General features: G+C 61.1%; 15 protein-coding genes and 1 tRNA gene. 12 read left to right on the forward strand and 4 right to left on the reverse strand.

The window, feature by feature from the left end; genetic code table 11:
• Window positions 1-61: 61 nt before the first annotated feature.
• Window positions 62-910 carry an outer membrane protein gene (locus FHX11_RS20730; protein WP_184360077.1) on the forward strand — a complete coding sequence of 283 codons (849 nt, stop codon included), beginning with the start codon at window positions 62-64 and terminating at the stop codon, window positions 908-910.
• Between the two features lie 251 nt (window positions 911-1,161).
• Window positions 1,162-1,992, forward strand: a complete 831-nt coding sequence (locus tag FHX11_RS20735) for an outer membrane protein (protein WP_184360079.1) — start codon at window positions 1,162-1,164, stop codon at window positions 1,990-1,992.
• Between the two features lie 6 nt (window positions 1,993-1,998).
• Here the strand turns inward: FHX11_RS20735 and FHX11_RS20740 are convergent, their stop codons facing one another.
• Window positions 1,999-2,751: a glycosyltransferase family 25 protein gene (locus FHX11_RS20740; RefSeq protein WP_184360081.1), complete on the reverse strand. Its 753-nt coding sequence runs from the start codon at window positions 2,749-2,751 to the stop codon at window positions 1,999-2,001.
• A 270-nt stretch (window positions 2,752-3,021) separates the two neighbouring features.
• Here FHX11_RS20740 and FHX11_RS20745 point away from each other — a divergent pair, with 270 nt between their 5' ends.
• The 9 genes from FHX11_RS20745 to FHX11_RS20785 all read left to right on the forward strand — a co-directional run bounded on the left by FHX11_RS20745 (window position 3,022) and on the right by FHX11_RS20785 (window position 11,037).
• Entirely contained in the window at window positions 3,022-4,200 is a 1,179-nt protein-coding gene (locus tag FHX11_RS20745; RefSeq protein ID WP_184360083.1) for a phosphoserine transaminase, read from the forward strand.
• Between the two features lie 88 nt (window positions 4,201-4,288).
• On the forward strand, window positions 4,289-5,884 hold the full coding sequence (gene serA, locus FHX11_RS20750; protein ID WP_184360085.1) for a phosphoglycerate dehydrogenase: 1,596 nt from the start codon (window positions 4,289-4,291) through the stop codon (window positions 5,882-5,884).
• A 135-nt stretch (window positions 5,885-6,019) separates the two neighbouring features.
• The gene (locus tag FHX11_RS20755) at window positions 6,020-6,709 is read left to right on the forward strand and encodes a lysophospholipid acyltransferase family protein (RefSeq protein WP_184360087.1); all 690 of its coding nucleotides are present in this window, start codon (window positions 6,020-6,022) and stop codon (window positions 6,707-6,709) included.
• Entirely contained in the window at window positions 6,706-7,656 is a 951-nt protein-coding gene (locus tag FHX11_RS20760) for a phosphatidate cytidylyltransferase (protein WP_184360089.1), read from the forward strand. Before FHX11_RS20755 ends, FHX11_RS20760 begins: the two co-directional genes overlap by 4 nt.
• Window positions 7,653-8,039, forward strand: coding sequence for a hypothetical protein (locus FHX11_RS20765; RefSeq protein WP_184360091.1), 387 nt, complete (start codon window positions 7,653-7,655; stop codon window positions 8,037-8,039). Before FHX11_RS20760 ends, FHX11_RS20765 begins: the two co-directional genes overlap by 4 nt.
• Before the next feature lie 4 nt (window positions 8,040-8,043).
• Window positions 8,044-8,694: a CDP-alcohol phosphatidyltransferase family protein gene (locus FHX11_RS20770; protein WP_184360093.1), complete on the forward strand. Its 651-nt coding sequence runs from the start codon at window positions 8,044-8,046 to the stop codon at window positions 8,692-8,694.
• A gap of 189 nt (window positions 8,695-8,883) precedes the next feature.
• Window positions 8,884-10,083, forward strand: a complete 1,200-nt coding sequence (gene mnmA / locus FHX11_RS20775; RefSeq protein WP_184360095.1) for a tRNA 2-thiouridine(34) synthase MnmA — start codon at window positions 8,884-8,886, stop codon at window positions 10,081-10,083.
• A 165-nt stretch (window positions 10,084-10,248) separates the two neighbouring features.
• Window positions 10,249-10,325, forward strand: a tRNA-Met gene (locus FHX11_RS20780).
• Between the two features lie 202 nt (window positions 10,326-10,527).
• Complete coding sequence (locus FHX11_RS20785) at window positions 10,528-11,037, forward strand: hypothetical protein (RefSeq protein WP_184360097.1); 510 nt, start codon at window positions 10,528-10,530, stop codon at window positions 11,035-11,037.
• A 151-nt stretch (window positions 11,038-11,188) separates the two neighbouring features.
• On the opposite strand, the gene FHX11_RS20790 is transcribed toward FHX11_RS20785, so the two are convergent.
• The 3 genes from FHX11_RS20790 to FHX11_RS20800 form a co-directional block, all read right to left on the reverse strand.
• On the reverse strand, window positions 11,189-11,497 hold the full coding sequence (locus FHX11_RS20790) for a hypothetical protein (protein ID WP_184360099.1): 309 nt from the start codon (window positions 11,495-11,497) through the stop codon (window positions 11,189-11,191).
• A gap of 381 nt (window positions 11,498-11,878) precedes the next feature.
• Window positions 11,879-12,139 (reverse strand): DUF982 domain-containing protein, encoded by a 261-nt coding sequence (locus FHX11_RS20795; protein ID WP_184360100.1) that lies wholly within the window; start codon window positions 12,137-12,139, stop codon window positions 11,879-11,881.
• A gap of 142 nt (window positions 12,140-12,281) precedes the next feature.
• On the reverse strand, window positions 12,282-12,950 hold the full coding sequence (locus FHX11_RS20800; RefSeq protein ID WP_184360102.1) for a TetR/AcrR family transcriptional regulator: 669 nt from the start codon (window positions 12,948-12,950) through the stop codon (window positions 12,282-12,284).
• Window positions 12,951-13,172: 222 nt separating this feature from the next.
• Here FHX11_RS20800 and FHX11_RS20805 point away from each other — a divergent pair, with 222 nt between their 5' ends.
• Complete coding sequence (locus FHX11_RS20805; RefSeq protein ID WP_184360104.1) at window positions 13,173-14,375, forward strand: multidrug effflux MFS transporter; 1,203 nt, start codon at window positions 13,173-13,175, stop codon at window positions 14,373-14,375.
• Window positions 14,376-14,496: the final 121 nt, after the last annotated feature.

Consider the following 14,496-nt stretch of genomic DNA (forward strand, 5'->3'; position numbering starts at 1 on the left):
ATGTCTTTTACGATTGGCAAGCGTTTGTCGTGCCAATGGCAAATAATTCGGAGCCAAAGCCATGATGAAATCCCTGATCGGGGCCGTTGCCGCTTTGTTGGTCGGCACTTCCGCTTTTTCCGCTGATCTTTATACGCCGGAGCCGGCACAGCAGACACCGGAGGTTGCCGTCAGCGAGGCGAGCGGCTGGTATTTGCGCGGTGATGTCGGCTATGCCTTCACCAAGCTTCGTGGCGCCAATTATTTCCAGGGCTCGAACGGCAACGTCGCCGATTTCAGTACCGCCAAGCTTGATGACAGCTGGACGATCGGCGGCGGTGTCGGCTACCAGATCAACAATTACCTGCGTACGGACCTGACGCTGGATTATCTCTTCAAGTCGGACTTCAAGGGTTCGACGCGCGGCGATTGCGGCGGCTGCGGACCGGACTTCACCTCCGTACCCGCCACTTCCCGCGACCGGACGTCGCTCACGGCCTACAGCCTGCTCGCCAATGCCTATGTCGATCTCGGCACCTACGGCGTCTTCACGCCCTATGTCGGCGGCGGTCTCGGCGGCACCTACGTCAAGTGGGACAAGCTGAAGAACACCTCCTGCTCCGATGCCAATCCGGATTCCTGCGATGGCACCGTCACGCATAAGGGCCGCGGCAGCTGGCGTTTCACCTATGCGCTGATGGCCGGCACCTCCATCGACCTCTCCTGCAACCTCAAGGCCGATGTCGGCTATCGCTACCGCCATATCGAAGGCGGCGACATGTTCGGTTATGCCGAAAATGGCGGCCCCGGCTCCGACAAGGGGCTCAACCTGCATGAGGCTCGCATCGGCGCCCGCTATACGTTCGGCGGCTGCCAGACGGCCAGCTACATGCCGCCGGCCGATATCCCCGTCCAGCCGGTCTACAAGTAAACCTTTCCAGCTTCTGGAGCCCATTGAAAAGCCGTCCGGTTCGCCGGGCGGCTTCTTCTTTTTGCGGTTGCCGTTAAGCAATTCGGCCATGGCTTAAACCTTCGTTAACCATGAATTCCCTATGGTTAATGAAATGACAATGGCTGCGGCATGGTCCGGTCTCTTCTTTTGGAGAGAGCCGCAAAGCGGGACTGCAAGAGCTGGCCGGAGTGGAATGCGGGCGCCTGCCCGGGAATGGAAGGCGAGGAGTAATGATCCGTTTCGACGCTTTGGCGCTGGCCGCGATGATGGCGGGCGCATGTGCGGGCACCGTCTATGCGGGCGATCTGCCGCCCGAAATCAAGATGCCGGAAGTCAGTGTCAAGGATGCCAAGGGGTGGTATGTGCGCGGCGATCTCGGCTATGCCGTCAACGCGAGCCACGGCGACACGCGGTTTCGCGCCTATGATTCAGCCACCGGCGACTACAGTTCCGACCAGTTTGATTCCAGCCGTTTCAGCGGCGATTTTTCCGGCGGGCTGGGGGTCGGCTATCAGTTCAACGATCTTATCCGCGCCGATCTGACCGGCGATTATTTTAGCGGCGATTTCACCGGCAAGAGTTCGAGCGCCTCGCCATGTGCCGGCGGTGCAGCCGGCACCGGCTGCTCCACCAGGGCGCGCTCCTCGTACAAGGCCGGCAGCCTGATGGTGAACGGCTATGTCGATCTCGGCACGCTTGCCGGCTTCACGCCCTATGTCGGCGCCGGTCTCGGCGCCACCCGGATCTCCTGGGGCAACGTCAACGCTGTCGGCTCCTGCGTCGATGGCGCGTCCAGCTGCGGCGGCGCCTCGTCGGTCAGCACGCGTTATTCGGGTGAGAGTGACTGGCGCTTCACCTATGCGCTGACGGCCGGCGTCGCCTATGAGGTGGCGCCGAATGTGAAGCTGGATCTCGGCTATCGCTTCTCCCATGTCGCCGGCGGCGACATGTTCGGCTATTCCGCCGCCGATTCGGCAGCGGGTGCCGGCGGCACGATGGGCCGCGACGGCGATCTTTCCCGCCACGAGATTCGCGTCGGCTTGCGAATCACCACCTGGTAGGTCGGCTCACGGCGCGTTCAGCACGTAGGCAATGCGGCGGAAGAAATCCACCGTGCGGAAAATATGCGCCGGAATCCGCCGCCAGGCGGAGGATTTCGCGGCGCGATAATCGCGGCGCCAGCCGATCATCGTCGTCCTTTGCAGCGGGCTGAAGCCGGCGATGTTGGTGCGTGTGGTGAAAATGGATGTCCGCATGTCCCAGCCACGTTCGACGGCGACATCCCAGGGCAGGGACATGACCGCCAGCGACCTGACGATCTTTTCCGCGCCGCTGCGCGTCACGAGATAGCAGGCTGTCGAGCCCTGCGGGCCGAAGAGGCAGCGGCCGACCACATCCCCTTTGTTGCTGCTGGTCGTGGCGCGGAAGCCTCCCCAGCGATGATTGACGAGCTTGATGACTTCGGCCTTCGGAGCTGCGTCCTGAATGGCCAGGGCACGGGCGAGAAAATCGCCGTTCAAGGCGATGTCGTCCTCGATGATGACAGCCGAGGGACTGCCGCCGGCCAGGAATTGCCGCAAGGCCAGCAGATGACTGCGGTAGCAGCCATATTCGCCGGGCAGGATGACCCGGCCATGCCGGCGCTGGAAGCGCTCGTGGTCGACGTCGGTCCATTGTTCCTGCGGTAAAAGGGCGCCGTCGACACCGTCGACACGCTCGATCTTGATGCCGAATTCGTCGCTCTGCCGCTGCATTTCGGCCAGTCTGTCCGTCGCCCGATCGATATTGATGAGGTAGACGGGCAGCGGCTGCGAGGGCATGTGAGGACTTTCGGACAGTGCGACTTGATGTGTTAGAGACATTTGTTCTTCATCGATAGGCGCAAATCCATGCAACGCCATAGCATATGGTGGCGTGTCCGCAAAGAAACCAGCTTTTGTGTGGCCAATCTCCGCGTCGTTTCTGCACGAATATGTGAGAGGGTGTCTACCCGCGTATTTTGCCTATTGTGCTTACCGAGCACATCCAATATACCCGGCGGCGGGACACTCCTCCCCAACGAGGAGCTTTCTATCTGAGAGGATAGCATCATGACTAAGCTCGCCAAGCCGGACATCCGTCCGAACAATACCCATTTCTCTTCTGGCCCCTGCTCGAAGCGCCCCGGTTGGACGCTCGATGCCCTTTCCGACGCGCCTCTTGGCCGTTCGCACCGCGCGAAAGTCGGCAAGGCCAAGCTGAAGCAGGCCATTGACCTTACCCGCGAAACTCTCGAAGTACCGGCCGATTACCGCATCGGCATCGTTCCGGCTTCCGACACCGGCGCCGTCGAAATGGCGCTGTGGTCGCTGCTCGGAGAGCGCGGCGTCGACATGCTTGCCTGGGAAAGCTTCGGCGCCGGCTGGGTCACCGACGTCGTCAAGCAGTTGAAGCTCAAGGACGTCCGCAAGCTCGAAGCCGGTTACGGCGAGCTGCCCGATCTTTCCGCTGTCGATTTCGACCGCGACGTGGTCTTCACCTGGAACGGCACCACCTCTGGCGTGCGCGTTCCGAACGCCGATTTCATTCCGGCCGACCGCAAGGGCCTGACGATCTGCGACGCCACCTCGGCCGCTTTCGCGCAGAACCTCGATTTTGCCAAGCTCGATGTCGTCACCTTCTCCTGGCAGAAGGTTCTGGGCGGCGAGGGCGCACACGGCGTCATCATCCTGTCGCCGCGCGCCGTCGAGCGCCTGACCACCTATCAGCCGGCCTGGCCGCTGCCGAAGATCTTCCGCATGACCAGCGGCGGCAAGCTCATCGAGGGCATCTTCACCGGCGAGACGATCAATACGCCGTCGATGCTCTGCGTCGAGGACTATATCGATGCTCTCCTTTGGGCCAAGGATCTCGGCGGCCTGAAGGCGCTGATTGGCCGGGCCGACGCCAATGCCAAGGTCATCCACGATTTCGTTGCCGCCAACGGCTGGATCGCCAATCTCGCCGTCAAGGCCGAGACGGAGTCCAACACCTCCGTCTGCCTGAAGATCGTCGACAAGGATGTCGTCGCTCTCGATGCCGATGGTCAGGCGAATTTCGCCAAGGGCCTGGTCGCGCTCCTCGAAAAGGAAGGCGTCGCCTATGACGTCGGCCATTACCGCGACGCGCCGTCGGGCCTGCGTATCTGGGCCGGCGCGACGATCGAAGCTTCCGACATGCAGAAGCTGATGCCCTGGCTTGCCTGGGCGTTCGAAACGCAGAAGGCGACGCTCTCCCAGGCTGCTGCCTGAGGTTTGAAGCGTTCATGGCTCCGCCACGATAGGCGGAGCCCAGCATTCCGAATTGATTCTTAGCTGACCTTTTTTCAGGAGGCCTACCATGGCACCTCGCGTTCTCGTATCCGACGAACTGTCGGAAACCGCCGTTCAGATCTTCCGCGACCGCGGCGTCGAAGTCGATTTCCAGCCGCAGCTTGGCAAGGACAAGGACAAGCTGTTCGAAATCATCGGCAATTATGATGGTCTTGCCATCCGTTCCGCCACCAAGGTGACGGAAAAGATCATCGAAGCGGCGAAGAACCTCAAGGTCGTCGGTCGCGCCGGCATCGGCGTCGACAATGTCGATATTCCGGCCGCTTCGCGCCGCGGTATCATCGTCATGAACACGCCGTTCGGCAATTCGATCACCACGGCGGAACATGCCATCGCGCTGATGTTCGCCGTCGCCCGCCAGCTTCCGGCCGCCGATAGCTCGACCCAGGCCGGCAAGTGGGAAAAGTCGAAGTTCATGGGTGTCGAAATCACCGGCAAGACGCTCGGCGTCATCGGCGCCGGCAATATCGGCTCGATCGTGATTGCCCGCGCCATCGGCCTGAAGATGCACGTCCTTGCCTATGACCCCTTCCTGTCGAAGGAGCGGGCCGAGGAAATGGGCGTCACCAAGGTCGAGCTCGATGAGCTTTTCGCCGGTGCCGACTTCATCACGCTGCATGTGCCGTTGACCGACAAGACCCGCAACATCATCGACGCCAGCGCTATCGCCAAGATGAAGCAGGGTGTGCGCATCATCAACTGCGCCCGTGGCGGTCTGGTGGATGAAGCGGCCCTTGCTGCCGCCATCAAGTCCGGCCATGTCGCGGGTGCTGCCTTCGACGTCTTCGAGGTCGAGCCCGCCAAGGAAAGCCCGCTGTTCGGCCTGCCGAACGTGGTCTGCACGCCGCATCTCGGCGCGTCGACCACGGAAGCCCAGGAAAACGTTGCTCTGCAGGTGGCCGAGCAGATGGCCGACTATCTGGTCAAGGGTGCGGTGTCCAACGCCATCAACATGCCCTCGATCACCGCCGAGGAAGCGCCGATCCTGAAGCCGTTCATCAAGCTCGCCGACGTTCTCGGCGCCTTCGTCGGCCAGGTGACGGACGATCCGATCAAGGAAATCGAGATCCTCTATGACGGCGTCACCGCCGGCATGAACACCAAGGCGCTGACGAGTGCGCTGCTCGCCGGTCTGATCCGCAATCAGGTGGCTGACGTCAACATGGTTTCGGCGCCGATCATGATCAAGGAAAAGGGCATCGTGCTCGCCGAGGTCAAGCGCGACAAGACCGGCGTCTATGACGGCTATATCAAGCTGACGGTGACCACCGACAGCATGACGCGCTCGGTCGCCGGCACCGTCTTCTCCGACGGCAAGCCGCGCTTCATTCAGATCAAGGGTATCAACCTCGACGCCGATGTCGGCAACCACATGGTCTATCTCGCCAATACCGACGTTCCCGGCATGATCGGCTTCATCGGCACGACGCTCGGCTCCGCCGGCGTCAACATCGCCAACTTCCAGCTTGGCCGTGACAAGCAGGGTGGCGACGCCATCGCGCTGCTCTATGTCGACGGCCCGATCGGCGACGAGGTTCTGGGCAAGCTGACGGCCCATCAGGCGATCCGTCAGGCCAAGCCGCTGGTCTTCAACGTCGACTGATTTGCTCCTCCCAAGAGCGATCTGAAAACCCGGCGTAACGTTCGTTGCGCCGGGTTTTCCTTGTTGAAGACCGGATTGTGGATAAGTTTGGCGGGCAGGCTATCGGGGGCCTGCAAACCAGCCTATTTCTTTGTCATGGGGGCGTTACAAAAGAGCATTTTTTCAGATGCGCTGGGCAGGCCGCTTAAGTGGTTTGCAAAGCCGGCAGCTTTCGCTGTCGTGTTGTTCGCGCGGGCCGTTACCGCTGTCAGGGCGATCTGGCCGGAGAGCGGTGCTCCGACCGACCGATGCGTCTATTTCGCCAATCATTCCAGCCACGGCGATTTCATCCTGATCTGGACCGTACTTCCGCCACGGCTGCGTCAGCGCACGCGGCCGGTCGCCGGTGCCGACTACTGGCTGAAGTCGAAATTGAATAGTTTCATCGGTCGCGATGTCTTCAATGCCGTTCTGATCGAGCGCGATCGTGAGGCGCGAACGGAGGACCCGGTCGAGCAAATGGCTGCGGCAATCGACGCCGGCTTCTCGCTCATCCTGTTTCCCGAGGGCACGCGAAACCTGACGGATATGCCGTTGCAGCCGTTCAAGAGCGGGCTCTATCATCTGGCGAAGGCACGTCCCGATATCGATCTTGTTCCCGTCTGGATCGACAATCTCAACCGTGTGATGCCCAAGGGTGAGTTCGTGCCCATTCCGCTGATCTGCACGGTGACTTTCGGCGAGGCCCTGCATATCGGCGCGCAGGAAGAGAAGGCGGATTTTCTGGCGCGGGCGCAATCGGCACTGCTGGCTTTGTCGCCCAAGCAAGCGGGGCATGGCGTATGAGTGCGGCGAGCTCCGATCTGATCCACCTGGTTTTCGGCATTTTCGGCGTTCTGATCGTCGCCTCCGTCGTCGGTTATGTGTTGCAGCAGCGGCTGTCGCCGGACGGATCGAACGCGGCCATCGAAAACCTGAATGCCCGCATCAAGGCCTGGTGGGTGATGGTCATCCTGATCGGTCTCGCCTTTGTGGCGGGCCGTGCTGGCGTCATCCTGCTCTTTGCTTTCTGTTCCTTTGCGGCGCTGCGCGAATTCATCACGCTGATCAGCACCCGGCGCGCCGACCATTGGGCGCTCGCCGCCGCATTCTTCATCGTTCTGCCGGTGCAATATTATCTGCTCTGGGCCGAGGAATACGGCATCTATGCGATCTTCGTCCCGGTCTATGCCTTCCTGCTGATGCCGATCATCGCGGTCGTGCGCGGCGATACCGAGCGCTTCCTGATCCGTATCGCCGAAGTGCAATGGGCGCTGATGATCTGCGTTTTCTGCGCCTCGCATGTGCCGGCGCTGCTGACGTTGCACATTCCCGGCTATGAAGGCCGCAATGTCCTTTTGATCGCTTTCCTCGTCATCGTCGTGCAGCTCAGCGATGTGCTGCAATATGTCTGGGGCAAGCTGTTCGGGCGCCACAAGATCGCGCCGAAACTGTCGCCGTCGAAAACGGTGGAAGGCTTTGTCGGCGGCGTCGCCAGCGCGACGCTGATTGGCGCGGCGCTGTGGTGGATCACGCCGTTTACGCCCTTGCAAGCCGGGCTTCTCGCCTTCGTCATCACGATCATGGGTTTCTTCGGCGGTCTGGTGATGTCGGCGATCAAGAGGGATCGCGGTGTCAAGGATTGGGGGCACCTGATCGAAGGCCATGGCGGATTGATCGACCGGCTGGATTCGGTCGTCTTTTCCGCCCCGATCTTCTTTCATCTGGTCCGCTACTGGTGGTCGCTGTCATGATCGGGCGGGTGAGGGCGCTTGCCGGCAGCAGCATCGTGCATGTGCTTTTCGCCTTTCTCGCCATGGGCGGCTGGGCCGTTTTCGCCAACCGCATGCATCCGATGCCGCGGCCTCTGATCGCTGGTCTTGTCCAGGGCATTTTGTCTGCATGTCTGACGCTGTTCCTCAAATCGGTGGTCGAAGCCCTGTCGAAACGCTTCGGCGGCTTCACTTCTCTCTGGGCGCCGCCATTGATCGCCTGTCTCGGTTCTACCGCCATATTGCTGACGATCCATGCGCTCAGCGGCACGCCGGAGATATTGAGGACCATCGCGGTGCCGTTGCTGGTCTCCACCAGCTATGCGGCGATCTATAATTATTCGATTTCCGGCGGGAGGCGCTAGGGTCATGGCGGGCGAAGGAACGGGCGACAGGCGGCCTTTGGCGAGCCGCAATACGCGGTGGGCACAGGCATTGGCACGGCGGATGACCGCATTGTCGGTGATGCCGAACCAGATTTCGCAGGCAAGCATGGTCATGGCGGCGCTGGCCGGCGGCTCCTTCTGGCTATCGGGCGGGGGAGATGGCGGGTCGCGGGTTCTGTTCCTGATCCTTGCAGCGCTCTTCTGCCAGCTTAGGCTGCTGTGCAATCTGCTTGACGGCATGGTCGCCGTCGAGGGCGGCAAGGGCGAAGCGGATGGGCCGTTCTGGAATGAATTTCCGGATCGTGTCGCCGATATCCTGATCTTTGCCGGCGTCGGCTACGGTATCGCCGCGCCCGGCCTTGGCTGGGCCGCAGCCGCCTTCGCGGTTCTGACGGCCTATGTCCGCGAGCTCGGTCGGGCCACGGGCAATCCCAGCGATTTCGGCGGGCCCATGGCCAAGCAGCATCGCATGGCGACGATCACGGCCGCGGCGCTGATTTCCATCCTCGAAGTGCTCTGGAACGGCGGGAGCTGGGTGCTGACCATCGCGCTCTGGATCATCGCTGTCGGCGCCGCGGTGACGGCGCTGCGGCGAGGGTTCAACCTCATCCGGCAGCTGAAGATGAAGCGTTGACCGCCGTTCGGGGCCTCGCTGATTCGCCGCCCCTTGCGCGCGAGGGCAATCCTTTCTATATCCCTCATCCATCGAGGCGGGCGGCCGAGGTCGCCGCGAGCCCCCATAGGATGAAAATCCGCCGCTTTTGCATGGCAACCGGTGGACGGAAGACAGCACCGAAGATCGATCGAGATTGGCGGCAAGACCGTGAATACACTGGATTTTGACAAGAGGCCGGAAGATACGCGCGTTGTCGTCGCCATGTCGGGCGGCGTCGACAGCTCGGTCGTTGCCGGCATTTTGAAGCGCCAGGGCTATGATGTGCTCGGCATCACGCTGCAGCTCTACGATCATGGTGCCGCCGTCCACCGTGCCGGCTCCTGCTGCGCCGGCCAGGATATCGACGATGCGCGCCGCGTCTGCGAAACGCTCGGCATTCCGCACTATGTGCTCGATTACGAAAAGCGTTTCCGCGAGACGGTGATCAATCCCTTTGCCGAAAGCTATGTCGCCGGCGAGACGCCGATCCCCTGCGTTGCCTGCAACCAGACGGTCAAGTTCGCCGATCTGTTGCTAACGGCCAAGGAGCTCGGCGCCGACGCGCTGGCGACCGGCCATTACATCCGCTCGCGCCCGAACCCGTCCGCGGATCATCCCGGCCGCCGCGCGCTCTATCGCCCGGCCGACGCCGATCGCGACCAGAGCTATTTCCTCTTTGCCACCACGCAGGAGCAGATCGACTACCTGCGCTTCCCGCTCGGCGGCATGCCGAAGGCGGAAACCCGCGCGTTGGCCGAGGAGATGGGCCTCGTCGTCGCCAAGAAGGCCGACAGCCAGGACATCTGTTTCGTACCGCAGGGCAAATATTCCGACGTGATCGCCAAGCTGAAGCCGAATGCGGCGCTGGCCGGCGAGATCGTCCATCTCGACGGCCGCGTGCTCGGCCAGCACGAGGGCATCCTGCATTATACGATCGGCCAGCGCCGCGGCATCGGCATCGCCACCGGCGAGCCGCTCTATGTCGTCTATCTCGACGCCCGCTCGCGCCGCGTCATCGTCGGTCCGAAGGAGGCGCTGGAAACGCATCGCGTCTATCTGCGCGATGTCAACTGGCTGGGCGACGAGCCGCTGATGCAGGCGGCGTCCGGCGAGGGCTTTGCCTGTTACGCCAAGGTGCGCTCCACGCGCGCGCCGGCGCCGGCCGTGCTGCATGCCGATGCCGGCGGCATCTATGTCGATCTGACGATCGGCGAGGCCGGCGTCGCCCCCGGCCAGGCCTGCGCGCTTTATTCCGCCCCCGGCGACGACGCCCGCGTCTATGGCGGCGGCTTCATCGAACGCTCGGAGCGCGAACCTTCGGCGGAGGCCTCGCTGAAGGCGCTGCTGGCAAGCCCGGTGGCGGCCTGAGGACGAGCGACGGCCGCGTGGGGGAAAGCGTTGATTTTTCCAAATCATCCGCTTGACACAAAGCCGAACCGCACCTTATAAGCCGCTCACCGACGAGCCAACGTTCTTCGAGCGGCGGTTTCGTTTGACCTTTGCGCATGATGCTGATGGATCAGGCGCAGACGTGGCGGAGTAGCTCAGTAGGTCAGAGCAGAGGAATCATAATCCTTGTGTCGGGGGTTCAAATCCCTCCTCCGCTACCATTCTTTAAGAGAATTCAATGTTTTATCGGTGCGTTACGTCGCAATTTCGTTGCGGTGTGTGCTGTTCTCCCTGATTTTCAGGTGTTTCCTTCTGCTGTCGGCATATCCATGCGGCATGGAAATGTAGAACTGTATCTCCACCTGTTTACTTTTTCCATCGTTGAGTCATTGTTCAAGCCCACAACTTAGAGGGGGTATGGCAATGTTCGACTATATTGCTTTGGCAGCGGGAGCTATTCTTATAGTATTTACGCTCGGCTTGATTGTTAGAGGGAAAGAGGTTTCCTCCGGACATGCAATGGTGTTGGCTGCAGGAGCTGCGCTTATGCTTCTCCCATCCGTTTCGAATTTTGAATGGTCTGACGGAGGCTTTAAATATACTCGCCGCGACGAAACCGCTGATCTTACTTCCCAAGTTAAGAAACTGGCAGATGACAATATCCAAGCTAATGAAACTATCAGGCAGACCACTGAAGCCTTAAGGGTCGCAAATGAGCGTCTTAATAGGTTGGAGGCGGCCAATCAGTCGTCACAAAATCCAGGCACCCAAGGTGGGGGTGTGAAGTCACCTTTGAAATTTGATTGGGGAAAGTACAGCGAACCTACGTTTTTCGATGATCTTCTGAAGAAAAGTGATCAGAGCGTGAAGATGAGCACCGATAATCGCGACGCGGTTACAACTTTCCAAAGGCAGTTTGAAGCGAAACAATAGAATTCGCGCCGGCGCTGGAGCGCCTCAGATCAAGCAAAAACCTGCGGGCCGAAAGCAGCTAGCGCCAATCGCCACGGAACACCATTCTGACAGCAGCGCCCTCGCGAGCGCTGCCGTCTTACATTCACGTCAAGCTACACCAAGCGCGGTTTCAGGCCCGATAATAGTGATGCCGATGGTGGCGGTAGTGGGGATGGTGGCGGTGGTGCTTGTACCAGCCGCGGTGATGGCCGCGCCAGTAGTGGCTCCGGTAGCTGCGATGCGAATTCCAGTGATGATGTCTGTGATGCCGCGGACCGTGCCAATGGCGATGGTGATAACGACGATAGTGGACCGTCTGGACGGACGATTGAACTTCCGGCTTCGACATCTTCATCATCGGCGTGGCCGATGCCGCGCCGGCGCCGATGAGCAGACCGAGGCCGAGGATTCCAGCAAGCAGGGTTTTGAAGATTTTCATGATGAACCTCCTTCATCGTCCTCATCCTGAAACCATAGGGCTGAACAGGGGATGAATGATCGCCGAGCGTGCAATTTGCCGCCGGAAATCGGCTCTGCCTTCCGAGGGAAAGGCAGAGCCGGGAGGCCAGGCACTGGCTCGGATGCGAACGGGCTGTTGGGGGGCGGGCTCGTTCGCACAGCCATGGTCTACCACCATAAGCTGAAGCCTAGCTGAATAACAGCCGGTCGTAATTGCGCGGTTTGCGGATGCGCCAGCGGCAAACATGGACAAGGACCGGGCGTCCGTGTTGGCGGCAAAGGATGGCAAGTGGTCAGAAGACGAGTGTGAGGAGCCTGGCCAGGCAGGCGGTGCTGATATGGTACGACAGATGCCGGCGGCTCAGTCGGCCATCACGGTCTCGATCGGAACGCCGGCTTCCATGGATGCGGCGATGAAGCTGCTGCGGGCTTCCAAGGGCTGCCTCAGCCCGCTTTCCACGTCGGCGCAGACCTGCAGGGCTCTCAGGAACGCCTTGCCTTCGGCAACCGGCCATGCATTCAGCAGCATGTCCAGCGCCTCTTTCGTCGTGCTGACAGTATAGGTTGTCCCCGTGCGCGTGCAGATGACCAGCACGGGGTAGTTCCAACGTCTATTGCTCATATCTTGAAGCTCCGCCCCATATGGCGCAGGTTAGCGCCTTGTCGCGCGTCGGCACAAGTAAATTTCGAAGTGGCTTCGGTTACATAGCGAAGGTACTAAAGCCATCGTTAAAATAGCGCTCGCAAATGCACCCGCCCAGGGCTCAGGCGGCGGTTTTCGCCGGAACTCCGTAGCCCCGCAGGAACATGTCCACGCCCTGCTGCGCGGCGGTCTCGATATCCGCCTCGGTCGGCGTTTCGCCGAATAGTGTCGGCATCTGTAGGTCGGCGTTGATCAGCGCGGTGAACTGGCGGGCGGCGACATCGCAGTCGGGGATCTGGAGAAGGCCCTGATGGTGGAGGCGGGCCAGGATCGCGCCGAGCGCGGTGCCGATCTTGCAAGGTCCGTGCTCGCGCCAGGCTTCGAAAAGATGCGGATAGCGCGGCCCCTCGGACTGGACGAGCTTGCGCAGGAATTTTCCGTCCTGATTGTAGAGGCAATTGCGGTTGAGATCGACGGCGAAGGCGATCAGGTCTTCCCGCAGCTTTTCCGGCCTGTCGGGGAAGGCGGCGAGTGCGGCGAAGACGGCGGTGTTGGCGCGTGCGGTCACATCGGCGACGACGGCGATGAACAGCGTCTCCTTCTCGCGGTAGTGATTGTAGATGGTCTGCCGGGAGACGCAGGCCCGTGCCGCGATCTCGTCGATGCTCGCACCGGAAAATCCCTCGCGGCAGAAAACGTCCGCGGCCGCATCCAGAATGGGAACGCGTTTCAGGCATTGCGCGGGTCTTGCCGGTCTTTCCTGCAAGTCGATGGCGTTTCGGGTGGTCATGGAACGAAGATAATGCGTATTGACGATTTGGACAATAGTGTCTAATTTGACATCACTGTCCAAAAAGATGGACGAGCTTGTTAAGCGCAATTCCGGTCCACGTTTTCCTCCCAAGATCGCGTGGCTTTCCGGTGAACCCATGGATTTCGGCTCCCTCCACGGGAGATGCGGCGCGGCGGCAATCCGGCTTTCGCGCTCGGAACTTTTTGAAAGATCATCATCATGACGACGTCTTTCCTTCGCTATGCGATCATTCTCGGCCTGCTTTCGGCCATCGGTCCCTTTGCCATCGACATGTATCTCCCCGCTCTGCCGTCGATCGGCAAGGATCTTGCGGCACAGAACAATGTCGTTCAGCTCAGCCTGTTGTTCTTCTTCATTCCCTTTGCCGTCTTTCAGCTTCTCTATGGGCCGCTGTCGGATATGTGGGGCCGCAAGGCGCCGCTCTATATCGGCATCGGCCTGTTTGCGGTGGCGAGCGTCGGTGCCGCCACGGCCAGCAATATCGAGACGCTGATTGCCTTCCGCTTCCTGCAGGGCATCGGCGGCGCGGCCGGCATGGTGGTGCCGCGCGCCATCGTGCGCGACATGCATACCGGCGTGCAGGCGGCGCGGCTGATGTCGCTGCTGATGCTGGTGTTCAGCATCTCGCCGATCCTCGCGCCGCTGACGGGCAGCGCCGTCATCGCCTTCTACGGCTGGCGCGGCGTATTCTGGGCGGTGACGGTCGCGGCCCTCATCGGCCTTGTCCTGCTGTCGACGCAGCTCGAGGAAACGCGGACGAAAGCCGAGCGTTCTGAAAGCGGCCTGCGCAGCGCCATGGCAGCCTATCGCCTGCTGCTCGGCGACCGCAATTTCCTGACGCTGACCTTCATCGGCGGTCTCGGCATTTCGAGCTTCCTCGTTTATCTTGCCAATTCGCCCTTCGTGCTGATCGACCACTATCATCTGACGCCGACGCAATATAGCGTCGCCTTCTCGGTCAACGCCGTGTCCTTCTTCGCCGTGTCGCAGCTCACCGGCTGGCTCGGCGAGCGTTTCGGCTTGTTGCGCGTCATGCGTTTTGCCGTCACGGCCTTCGCCGCCACCATGGCGGCGCTGGCGGTCGTCATGAGCCTCGGCTTTACCCAGTTGCCTGTGCTGGTGGTGTTCCTCTTCGTCGGCTACGGCTTCCTCGGCCTGGTCATTCCGACGACGGCGGTATTGGCACTGGAGGATCACGGCGAAATCGCCGGTACGGCCTCGGCGCTGATGGGAACGCTGCAATTCGTCACGGCCGCCGTCGCCATGGTCATTGCCGCCGTGTTCTTCGATGGCACGCCTTTGCCGATGGTCGCCGGCATCGCGCTTTGCGCCGTTGCCGCGCTGCTGCTGACGCAGGCGACGATCGCGCGTCGTCCGGTGGTGGAAGCAGCGGCGGAATAAAACACTTTTACAGGGAGAAGACGGAGGCCGGGGCATCGCTCCGGCCTTTTCGATTCCGCCCTTCGGCGAAAGCACCTTGCCGGGAGGCGAAAGATCATAAAAGACTTGCGGGCAGACAAAG

Source organism: Rhizobium sp. BK602, from assembly GCF_014195095.1.
In the GTDB taxonomy this organism is placed as follows: Bacteria; Pseudomonadota; Alphaproteobacteria; order Rhizobiales; family Rhizobiaceae; genus Rhizobium.